Source organism: Paenibacillus sp. Leaf72 (assembly GCF_001422685.1).
Classification (GTDB): domain Bacteria; phylum Bacillota; class Bacilli; order Paenibacillales; family Paenibacillaceae; genus Pristimantibacillus.
In genome coordinates this window covers 79,708-91,255 of the sequence record NZ_LMLV01000007.1, presented here as the reverse complement: position 1 = coordinate 91,255, position 11,548 = coordinate 79,708, and the positions used below count along the sequence as shown (strand labels likewise).

Annotated in this window: 8 protein-coding genes; 6 read left to right on the top strand and 2 right to left on the bottom strand. The window is 51.1% G+C overall.

Annotation, left to right across the window (positions count from 1 at the left end; genetic code table 11):
* Positions 1–64: 64 nt before the first annotated feature.
* Positions 65–457, bottom strand: coding sequence for a MerR family transcriptional regulator (locus ASF12_RS13215; protein ID WP_056035186.1), 393 nt, complete (start codon positions 455–457; stop codon positions 65–67).
* Between the two features lie 32 nt (positions 458–489).
* A complete protein-coding gene (locus ASF12_RS13210; RefSeq protein WP_056035184.1) occupies positions 490–1,947 on the bottom strand; it encodes an alpha/beta hydrolase family protein in 1,458 nt (485 codons plus the stop codon).
* A gap of 492 nt (positions 1,948–2,439) precedes the next feature.
* Here ASF12_RS13210 and ASF12_RS13205 point away from each other — a divergent pair, with 492 nt between their 5' ends.
* The 6 genes from ASF12_RS13205 to ASF12_RS13180 all read left to right on the top strand — a co-directional run bounded on the left by ASF12_RS13205 (position 2,440) and on the right by ASF12_RS13180 (position 11,301).
* Complete coding sequence (locus ASF12_RS13205) at positions 2,440–4,242, top strand: sensor histidine kinase (RefSeq protein WP_056035182.1); 1,803 nt, start codon at positions 2,440–2,442, stop codon at positions 4,240–4,242.
* Positions 4,235–6,031 (top strand): response regulator, encoded by a 1,797-nt coding sequence (locus ASF12_RS13200; protein WP_056035180.1) that lies wholly within the window; start codon positions 4,235–4,237, stop codon positions 6,029–6,031. The genes ASF12_RS13205 and ASF12_RS13200 overlap by 8 nt, the downstream gene beginning before the upstream one ends.
* 86 nt (positions 6,032–6,117) lie before the next feature.
* Positions 6,118–7,032 (top strand): carbohydrate ABC transporter permease, encoded by a 915-nt coding sequence (locus ASF12_RS13195; protein ID WP_056035172.1) that lies wholly within the window; start codon positions 6,118–6,120, stop codon positions 7,030–7,032.
* Positions 7,033–7,041: 9 nt separating this feature from the next.
* A complete protein-coding gene (locus tag ASF12_RS13190; protein WP_056035168.1) occupies positions 7,042–7,881 on the top strand; it encodes a carbohydrate ABC transporter permease in 840 nt (279 codons plus the stop codon).
* Between the two features lie 169 nt (positions 7,882–8,050).
* Positions 8,051–9,397: an ABC transporter substrate-binding protein gene (locus tag ASF12_RS13185; protein ID WP_056035165.1), complete on the top strand. Its 1,347-nt coding sequence runs from the start codon at positions 8,051–8,053 to the stop codon at positions 9,395–9,397.
* Between the two features lie 248 nt (positions 9,398–9,645).
* A complete protein-coding gene (locus ASF12_RS13180) occupies positions 9,646–11,301 on the top strand; it encodes an MGH1-like glycoside hydrolase domain-containing protein (protein WP_056035242.1) in 1,656 nt (551 codons plus the stop codon).
* The last annotated feature ends 247 nt before the right edge of the window (positions 11,302–11,548 follow it).

The following is an 11,548-nucleotide window of genomic DNA, read 5'->3' as shown; positions in this document are numbered from 1 at the left end:
CTCCCTTCTCTATTGATATGCCGTATCTCTGCATATGTGGGACTCGACTATTTTTAAATGCATGCTAGCCCTCTGGAGTGCGAAACGAATCCAAATAATTGTGAATGTCAGCTTCGGGTGTCTTCAGCAAGCCCTTGAGCATCGATTGAATGGAGCGCAGCGACTCCACCTTGTCATCAATCTCGACTATTTTGCTGCGCACATACTCTTTTAAGGCTTCAGCGTCCATATCACGGCCTAGCAGATGCAGCACTTCCTGAATCTCCTTAAGGGAGTAGCCGAGCGACTTGGTGTCCTTAATGAATTTGATTTTGACCAAATAATCGTCCGAGTACAAACGGTATCCACCTTGGCTTCGGCGGGGGGCCGGAAGGATGCCGCTTTCCTCGTAGTAGCGAATCGTTGCCATGCTGAGACCCGTTTTTTTGGCAAGCTCGCCGCGTGTCATTCCTTCCATGAGCATTCCCCTTCTTGCTGTTGTCCGTGTGTTTATTGGGCAGCAGCTTTTTTCGTATAGTTATTGTCGAACACAACCTCAGGATAGTCCGGCGATGGCCCAGCCAGCAGCGGCTGCGATTCATTTTTCAAATATTGATTGAAAAAGGCTGTGATATAAGAACGGGTAATATCTACCACGTGAACAGAGTCGACTCCTTTGGCGAACAGCTTAGGCGACAGCAGCGCGATATCGGTAAAGCTCTGATGGATAAAGGGTTCAACAGTCATGTAATACGTGTCATTGGTGCTTTTCGTCATGACCGAATCCAAATCGGAAGCGAACTCATCGAAATAGACATAGGATTTCTCCTTCGTCGCTGGAGCAAGGCTTTTGGCTGTGTCGCCTGTCATCAAATACATGAACGGCTGCTTCAAGCCATTATGGGCTACATCGCCCCAAAATCCGCCTTCTAAACTAACCCCCGCCTTAAAACGGCTGTCCTGTGCCAGCGTCTCCGCAGTTGTCGCCCCGCCATAGGAGTGGCCGAAAATGCCAACGCGGCTTAGATCCAGCTTGCCCTCCAGCTTATGATCAGGGTCATCCTGATTCCATGCCGTCAACGTGTCGAGCACAAAACTCGTATCAGTTACACGGATAGCGACTTCTTTGATATTGTTGTCGTAAAGCTCTGCTGAAGTTGGAAATTCGGGCTCAGCTTCGTATAAAATCGAACGGCCATCCGGAAAATCAACCTTCGCTGATGTATAAGGATGATCCATGCCTACGACGATATAGCCATTGCTTACGAGTTCCTCAATTGCCGTCATGCTCTGGAAGCGGGTCGAGCGAATGCCAGGAGAAAACAGGACAACCGGATAGCTCGCTTCAGCAGAGGATAGCTCGGCCCCTTCTACGACATGCGTCGGAATGTTAACCACATGGCTGAAAATTTGCTTCGGTATGCCGAATACGAGGCTGACCGCTTCCCCAATTTCCGAAGGGTAATGCTCAGTCGATGCGCCTTCGGTATTATTTTTATCTACCGGATACCATATATTGATCATCAGCTCGCGCTTGTCATTCGGGTCGTCACTGTGCGTTTCAGCGCGGGACTCATCCGTCAGTTGCCGTGCGATGGTGCCAATGCCATAGCTGCCGTTAGGTTCAGGCATTGTGAAAATCGGCAGCAGCGTGCTCGCATATCCAGAAAATCCGCTAAGTGCGATGACGATAAGGGAGAGCAGACTTTTTTTAATAATAGCTTTGGAACGGATAGAATTGTCATAGGGCTTCAGCAGCCGGCGGACTAAGGCCATAATCAAAACGAAAGCTACAGCGTAAGCAGCAACCATCTGGATGCGGAAATGATCGATTACTCCATGCAAGAGCACAGCCAGTACAACCGCTCCAAGCATCCCGGCATCGAGCCGCTTCGATTTTCTTGCGAATAACAAGCCTCCCGCTGCCGCTAAAATAACCAGAATGACAATGACCTCTAATATTTTCATTATACAGTACCTCCATTTATTTCTGTATTCTCCGTCCAGCAGGCCGGAAATCTTGTATAAACAGAGTATAAAGATTGAAGTATACCTCAAGGTCAAGGTATTATTTTTGAATGCCCTCTTCTGCCGAAAAAGTCTCCCCTTATGAATGTGAACCTACATACCGAGAGGCAGAGTTGTCCTTTTCGTTTTGAGAGTTTACTTCCAGCACAGAGCTAGTCTTGGCGGACACAGTAGCAGCTATTTTATCAGAATGATGGGTTAAGGCACAGGCCGCGGACACAGGAGCCGTTAATATGCTGCAAATGGCCATTTTGACGGGATCATGCGGTTGATAACGAATTTCCTGTCCGCTTACGACCCGAAATCGGTTCAAAATCCAGAATAGCGGAACCCCTGTCCTCACCATTTAGAGAAAAAAGAGCGAACCTAGCAAGCATTGTGCTACTATATTGGCAAATCAAGCACGATGTTTGACAGAAAAGGGGACTAGCTGTGTTTTACTCATTAAAAAGCCGACTAATTGCTGTTTTTATTTTGCTGTTCGTCCTTTCTTTTGGCGCTATGTCTTATATATTATTTAATGAATCACGCTCTATTATCCGCTCTTATATCGAATCCTCGGCACTGGAGAAAATGGAGGAGTACGGCGCTTACGTCGATATGGTCCAGATGCAGATCTACGATCTGGCCTCGCTCGTGTTCAATAGCGATACGACGAAAAACTGGGACGGGGCCATGACAGACCCGAAGCTTGTGGCGGGCGAGAAAATGCTGGCGAATATTAAGCTCAGCAGCTTTCTCACGCAGGCGATGAACAGCTATACGAGCGTATCGCGGGTGACCTTTTACCGCGCCGATGGCACGTGGATCAGCAGCGACAATCAGGTCGTGTCCGATCCGGGTCTGCTTGAGCAGCAGTGGTACAGCGATTTTAAAGCATCGGGAACCCACTGGGTGGCCAGCCATATTGACCCGGTCGAGGCACGATACAATAACACGCATCCGGTTGTCAGCATGCTCATGCCAATCGGAACGTTTGAGCCAAGCCGTGCCCGAACGGTGATGAAAATCAATGTGAGCAGCGACTATTTTCAGCAGCCGCTCAATCGGATTCACCTTGGTGAAAGCGGTACCATTTATTTGCTGGATCAAGGCGGCCAGCTGCTGCTTTCCCCGCCTGAAGCCGGGGCACAGGCCGACATGCAGGCTGCTATGGAGAAAATCCGCGGAGATATGCGCAAACAAGGCGTTATTTATATGGATTCGGATAAAGGGAAAACCGATATTGTCGTATTTAAAAAGCTGCAAAGAACGGGATGGATACTTGTCGGCTTCGTATCGGAACAAGACTTGTATGCAAAGCTGTTCCAATTGCGCAGCAGCATTATTTTATTCGCCTCCATATTGCTCGTATTATCCGTCTTTCTAGCCATATGGCTGTCGCAGAGCATCTCCAATCCGCTATCCCGCCTCATATCCGCTATGCGCCATGTTCAGCGGGGCGATTTCAATCAGGCGGAGCTGCGTCTTCCGCCAGAAATCAGCATTCGCAACGAAGTAGGTTTTGCGACGGTAACCTTCCGCAATATGGTGCGCCAGCTCCGGCAGCATATCAAAAACGAATTTGAGCTGAAGCTGCTGCGCCAGCAAGCGGAATACAAGGCGCTGCTGATGCAGATCAATCCGCATTTTTTGTTCAATACGCTGGAGCTGATGAGCAGCCTCGCCATGCAGAAGCGCACCGACGATACGGTGCAGGTCATCGAGTCGCTCGGCAAAATGATGCGATTCTCGCTGCGAATGAGCGACGATGTGGTGCCGCTGCGCGAAGAACTGAAATACGTGAAGGATTACGTGGAGATTTTGCAAATCCGCTTTGGCGAACGGCTGAGCTTGACGTTGAAGGAAGAAGGCGAGCTTGCGCATCTGACGATTATTAAGTTTATTTTGCAGCCGCTAATCGAAAATGCCGTCAAATACAGCTTTCAGCATCAGCCGGAAGCCTGGGTGGAAATTGTGGTCAGCAGGAGTGAGGGGCGCATCGTTCTGAGCATTGCGGACAATGGCCAGGGCATTCCTGACGACATGAAGCGCCAGCTTGCGGAACGCTCGGCCGCTGCTCGAATGGACATGCTGTTGAATAGCCGAGATAGTCAAATTGGCCTCAGCAACGTCATTGCAAGGTGCAGGCTGTATTACGGCGAGCTGTTTGAGATCCAGATTAAAGATAGCGGCTGGGGCGGTGCGCTAATCGTACTGGCGCTGCCTATACAGGAGGAGGGTAAGCATGTATAAGGTGCTGATTGTGGACGATGAACCGGAAATCCGGCTGGGGCTGCGGCTCAAGGTAGATTGGGAGGAACTGGGCCTATGTATTGCGGGCGAGGCGGCGAATGGCATGGAGGCGCTGGAGCAGCTGGAGCGCGATGCTTTCGATGTTGTTATGACAGATATGAATATGCCCGTTATGGACGGATTGTCTTTTTTGGACGATTGCCGCAGGCTGTATCCTGAAATCCGGCTGATCATCCTTACAGGCTATGAGGATTTTAGTTATGCGCATGCGGCTGTCCGCCATCAGGCACGCCATTATTTGCTCAAGCCGATTGCGCGGGATGAGCTGACGGAGGCACTGCTGAAGGTCAGAGGGGAGCTCGATAGGGAGCAGGAGAGCCATCGGCAGTCCGAGGATATGAAATGGCGTCTGACCCAGTATTATCGGGAAATGAAGGAGCATTTTCTGCGCTATCTCATCCGGGGCGAGGCAGGGCGTGAGGAAGCGCTAATGGAGCGGGCAAAGCTGTTTCAGCTGGAGGAATGGGGAGAGCGGACGGTCAGATTTATGACAGCAGGATTAGAGCAGCGTGGGCAGCAGTTGAATCAGCTGAATCAGTCGGGGCAGGCTGGACAGAAGAGTCAGAAGGTTCAGCCGAATCAAGCGGAGCAGGTTGGATTGAAGAGTCAGAAGGAACAGATGAACCAGACAGACCCAGCCGAACGGAAAGGCCAGACGGACCAGTCAGACCAAGCAGACCAGTCAGACCAGACTGGCCAAACGGATCAGATAGATTGGCAGTCGAACCGTAGGCCTGAGCAATTCAGCCTGCCGTTCGAATTAATTTGCCGGGAACTGGCGGATGGCTCCACCGGCTCGGTGCAAGTCGTTCGAGACGAGCATTATCACGGCTTAATGCATATTGCTTTGCTGGATGGAGAGGAGAAGCCAGCTGAATTTGAGCAGAAGCTGCGCGATATGGTGTACGGGCATCTCGGATTCGTGCCCTCCATCGGCATAGGAAATGCTGTTAAAGGCTTTAAGCAGTGGAAGGAGGGCTGCATGTCCTCGCTCGTCGCCTGGAATTTGGCGGAGGCGCAAGCTCGCCAAGGCGAACGGGCAGCGGAGGAGCCGTTTCTGCTTCCGAAGGAGACGGTCGGTTTGATCCGGCGGCTGCTGGAACGGGGAGAAATGGAGCAGCTCGTCAAAATGATAGAGCGCGAGCTGAAGGAGGCGCTTAGCGTATCGCGCATCCGGTTCGTGAAGGCGATTTTTCAGTTTAACCTCGTCTTGGAGGCGCAGGCGCATGAAGCGCATGTGCCGTTAACGGGCGGCGAGCAGCTTTGGCTGCGTCCGGAAATGGCGCTCAACCTAAGCACAGCGGAGAAAGCCTGCCAATTTTTGATGAAGCTTGCCTCGTCTATTCATGACAAGCTGCAAGGGGCGGAAGAGGGCGCTGTTGATACGGTTCTGGAGGCTTCCAGGCAATATATCGCAGAAAACTACATGTATGACTTGAATTTGACGATGCTTGCTGAACGATTCAATTATAATTCGTCCTACTTCTCGGAGCTGTTTAAAGCGAAAGCGGGAAAAACGTTTATTCACTATTTGACCGAAGTCCGCATGGCGCATGCGACCCGGCTGCTGGAGGAAACGGGGCTCAGCCTATGGGATATTTCCGAGCTGTCCGGCTTTTCCAATGCGAGCTATTTCAGCTCCAAGTTTAAAAGAATGTATGGCCTGACACCGTCCGAATTTCGCCAGCGCCTATCTGAAAAAAGTGATAACGAACTCCCGAAGAAATGATATGTTGCCGAATCCTATTCCTGCGTATGATTGGTGTACGAGTGCAGCTTGCTTGCGTACATCAATCATTAGGAGGGATTTTTGCCATGGGCGTTTCCCGCAAAACACTGGCCCGCGAGCAGAACCAAACCGCTTATTTGTTTCTGCTGCCGTGGCTGATTGGCTTTTTCTGCATGACGGCTGGACCGATGCTTGGCTCGCTGTACCTGTCCATGACCAAGTACAATTTGCTGTCTCCGCCATCATGGATTGGGATGGATAACTACGTACAAATTTTTACGAATGACAGCACGTTTATGGGCTCGTTATGGCTAACCTTCAAGTATGTATTCATTTCCGTGCCGCTCAGGCTGGCTTTTGCACTGCTTGTAGCAGTCGCGCTCAATAAGGGCATCCGGGCACTGGGAATTTACCGGACGATTTATTATATCCCGTCCTTGCTTGGTGGGAGCGTTGCTATCGCTATCGTATGGCGGCAAATATTCGACGGTACTGGTGCTGTAAACAAGGCGCTCGCTTGGCTCGGCATCAAAGGCCCATCCTGGATTGCCCATCCAGATTATATTGTATATACGATTGTTACGCTGTCGGTGTGGCAGTTCGGCTCGGCGATGGTCATTTTTCTAGCGGGGCTAAAGCAAATTCCCGCCGATCTTTACGAAGCTTCCCAGGTGGACGGGGCGAGGAAGTGGAATCAGTTCGTCAGCATTACGCTGCCGATTTTGACGCCGGTTATTTTTTTCAACCTCATTATGAGCGTCATTCATTCGTTTCAGGCGTTTACACCGGCTTTCGTCATCGGTGACGGCCGCGGCGGCCCGCTTGATGCGACGATGTTTTATACGCTGTATTTGTATTTGAAGGGCTTCTCCTTCTTCGATATGGGCTACGCCTCGGCGCTCGCCTGGATTATGCTGCTCATTATTGGAGCGTTGACGGCGATTATATTCGTGACCTCGAAATACTGGGTGTTTTATGGAGACAACAAGGACGGGAGGTAAGGGCAAAGGATGACAAACCGCATGAAATATGGGCAAGTACTGAGGCATGTGCCGATCATCGTCATGGGCCTGCTGATGATCTACCCCGTTCTATGGCTGATCAGCAGCTCCTTCAAGCCGAACCAGCTGATCTTTTCCGATCCGGGCATCTGGCCAAGCTCGTTTACGCTGGAAAATTACGTGAATGGCTGGCGCGGCTTCCAAGGCATCAGCTTCAGCCGTTTTTTCGCCAACTCTTTTGCGATATCGCTCACGAGCGTGCTTGGAAATGCCATAACCTGCTCGCTTGCTGCTTTTGCTTTTGCTAGATTAACCTTTAAGTTCAGCAAGCTATGGTTTTCGCTGATGCTGGTTACGATTATGCTGCCCTATCATGTTACGCTGGTACCGCAATACGTCATTTTCAACGAGCTGCACTGGATTAATACGTATTACCCGCTGGTGCTGCCAAAATGGCTGGCGACGGATTCGTTTTTTATTTTGCTCATGGTCCAGTTTATCCGGGGCATTCCACGCGAGCTTGACGAAAGCGCAACGATTGACGGATGCAGCCAAAAACAAATTTATTTCCGCATCATTCTTCCGCTGCTGGTCCCGGCGCTGATTACGACGGCCATCTTTACGTTTATATGGACATGGGATGATTTTTTCAGCCAAATGATTTATTTGAGCGATATTCGGCTGTTCACGGTGCAGCTGGGCATTCGGGCGCTGTTCGACCCATCGGGCTCCTCGGATTGGGGTGCGCTGCTCGCAATGTCTGCGCTGTCGCTGCTTCCCATTACGGCGGTTTTCCTGACGTTCCAGCGTTATTTTCTGGAGGGGATTGCAACGACAGGCTTGAAATAGCGGCCTCATGGCTAGCAATCGGCGAGTCAGCGATATGGCAATAACGCGATCCGAAAAAATTGCAAATGAACTGCCGAAATAATGAAAGGCGCTGAGGCTAAGGTTTAAAGTAAGATGGCGTTGTAAGCGTTTTACTCAAACAAAATTAACGAAAATGGGGGAGATTGGCATGAAGCGGCGTATTCTATTTTCAATGCTGGCAGCATTAATGGTAATTGTAACGGCATGCTCGGGAGGTACGGGAGCAGGAGGAGCAGCATCTGGCAATAATGGAGAGGGCAATGGTGCAAGCGCTGGCAGCGGCAGTACAGGCCAGGAGCAGGTAGAGCTGCGCATCATGTGGTGGGGAGACCAAGGGCGGGCTGACCGTACAAATCAGGTGCTGGATCTATTCCAGAAAAAAAATCCAAACATCAAGGTACAGGGCGAGTTCGCGCCTTCATCCGGTTATTTTGACAAGCTGAATACCCAGCTCGCATCGGGTACGCCGGCGGATGTTTTTTTCCTCGGCGGCAACGTTGTCGATTATGCCAATAAAGGGGTTTTGCTGGAGCTTGACCCGTATGTAGGCAAAGAGCTCGATTTGACGGATATGGATGAGTCGATGGTGGAGTATGGTACGCTGGGAGGCAAGCTGCTGCATATATCTGCTGGCGCGAATGCGAGAGGCATCCTGATTAATACGAAGCTGTTCGAGAAAGCAGGCATTGCGGTGCCTCAGGATGGATGGAGCTGGGACGACTACGCCGCCATTAGCAAGGAGCTGTCTGAAAAGCTCGGCGATGGCGTATATGGCACCTATAATTTTACGGTAGATGGCATGGATATTGCGCTTAAGCAAAATGGCGCGCAGCTGTACAACATGGCAGAAGGCAAGCCAGGCTTTACAGAAGAGCAGGCGCTGAGCTGGTTTAAATACTGGGAAGCGACAACGGCGGGAGGCGGCGTCGTGACGCCGGAGCTTGCCGTATCGAATCCGCCGAGCGATCCTAGCAAATCGTTAATCATCACGGGCAAGGTGGCGATGAGCCTTATACCATCCAACCAGTTTGCAGCGTATCAAGGGCTGACGGAGGATAAGCTCACGATGGTGCAGCTGCCTAGGGGGGCGAAGGGAACGGGTGTCGTATTCGAGTCGAGCCAAGGGCTGTCGGGCTATGCAAAAACAGAGCATCCGAAGGAAGTGGCGATGCTGATCAACTTCTTCATTAATGATCCAGAGGCAGCCAAGGTGCTCGGCAATGACCGCGGCGTTCCGGTTACGTCCAAAAATCGGGAGGCGCTGCAGGCCGAAGCGAGCGACGCGGACCGTATCGTTTATGATTATACGAGCCGCGTTTCGGAAGCGACAAAAACGGAGCCTTTCGCAGTCAGCTACAATCCTCCGGGCTTCGCGGAGTTTTCCAAGCTGGCGGAGACGACGGTTCAGGAAATCGGTTTTGGCCGTAAAAAGGTAGAGCAGGCAGTTGCCGATTTTTACAACGGCACGCTGCAAATTTTTGCGAAAAATCAATAGGCAATGAAGCTTATAGGCGGAGAAAAGGCAAAGGCGAAAGCAAAGAGAAATGCAAAGGTGAAGGCCGCGCTAACCTGCTAATTGGAATATAAATAGGTTCATTCGGGCTGCCGTCAGGCAGCCTGCTGTTGTCAGAGCCGATAAGGGCGGAGAAGGGGCTAAGGTCGGCATGCGAGTGTGCTCGCGTATTTTAACCTAGCAGGTGCCAATTGAAATCGTTCATTTTAGTAGAAAGCGGGGCGAAATTAATGGAAGAAAAACTGCTGGAACGGCTTAGGAGCAAGTCTGCAAAGCATATATGGGGGCAGGGGAGCAAAGCCTCCGATCAATCGTTAATAAGCGAGTGGGAAGCTGGCGGAGTAAAATTTGCTGCAGCCGAAGGGCGGCTGGAAGGCGTACATGAGGAGGCCATGCGCCGCTTGCTGGATTGCATCGTGCCGACGGGCGGCAATCCGGAGCCGATTTTGCATGAGGGCGGCGTCTACTTAGGCTGCTGGCTGGAAAGTACAGGGACGATAAACGCAGAGCTGTTGTCCCGGTTTATTCCATCTGTATCGGAGACAACGTATCTCTCCTTTGCCGCGTTTCAGCGGGAGGATGGCCTATTTCCGTACAAAATAACGGAGAATGGACCGTCTTACCGGCAAATTCAGCTGGTGACGCCGCTCGCCCGCAGCGTTTGGAACCATTATGCGCTGCATGGGCGGGACAAGGCTTTTTTACAAACGATGTATGACGCTATGTCTCGTTATGACGACTGGCTGGCGGCTCACCGCGATACGAGAGGGACGGGCTGTGTAGAAGCGTTCAGTACATTCGATACGGGCCATGATTTGTCGCCCCGCTTCTGGCATGTGCCGGATACGCCGCATTTGGGGGATGCGGCACATTGTCAGCCGGATTCTCCGATTTTGCCATTTTTGGCTCCAGACCTAACAGCTAATGTATATTGCCAGCGGCAGTATTTGGCGTTAATAGCGGAGGAGTTGGGGCTGCCCTCCGAGCAATGGAAGCGGAAGGCGGAGGCCTCGCTTGCAAGCCTGTTCGAATATTGCTTTGACGAAGCGGATCATTTCTTCTATGATCGCGACCGCCAAAATGAGCTGGTAAAGGTGCAGTCGGACGTGCTGCTGCGGGTTATGGCCTGCGAGGTGGGCGACCGCCGTTTTTTTGATACGATGCTAAGGCGCTATCTGCTCAATACGAGCAAGTTTTTTGCTAAATTTCCGTTTACGTCGATGGCGATGGATGATCCGCGTTTTGATCCGTTTTCCAGCTATAACAGCTGGGGCGGGCCGACTAACTTTCTTAGCATTATTCGCGCTGCCCATGCGTTCGAGAAGCATCAGCGTTATGTAGAGCTGACCTGGGTTATGTATCCGCTTGTGTCGGCAATGGCCAATATGACGCGGTTTTCACAAGCGCTTAGCCCATGGACGGGGGTGGAGGGCTATACGGAAACGTATTCGCCAGCGATACTGAGCGTGCTGGATTATGTAGAGCGATTATGTGGTATATTGCCTGCGCCAGATGGAACGCTGTGGTTTACGGGGCTGCTGCCTTATGCGATGGATCATGGCGATGAGCCGGCAGGCGGAAGCACAGCCTACAGCAGAACCGTGGATGGCTCGACGTTTGAGCTGCTCAATACTCGGGAGGAGTCTGTCATTTATTTAGATGGGAAGGAGCATATGCGTTTCCCGTTCGGCATTCGCGCCGTTACGGATCGAGCAGGCAGGCTGAGCCGCTTGATCGGCATGAGCGTTAGGACGATTAATGGAGTTGTCCACTACGATGGAGCGGAGCTCGCTTTGGAGATTAAGGGGAATGAACAGCTTCATTATACAGAGGGGCATTTAGAAAAAGAGCTGGATATTGGCATTGTTTATCCGGCCTATAGCTGAAGGAAGGCAGCAGAATCTAATTGGTCCTCAATTAGCAGCATAGGCATTAATAAAAAGCTCCAACATACTCAGAGGCTGCTGCTTCGGCGGCAGCTTTGCTATGAAAACCGGATTTTTAATCAAAAAAGACGGTTTTTTTGCTATTATTTCACAAAAAACAACGTTAGTATCTATTTGAAAGCGTATTCAACTAATTGCCAAAGCCATTAAACATAGAAGCAGGGAGGGATGATGGCCTCATAACGAA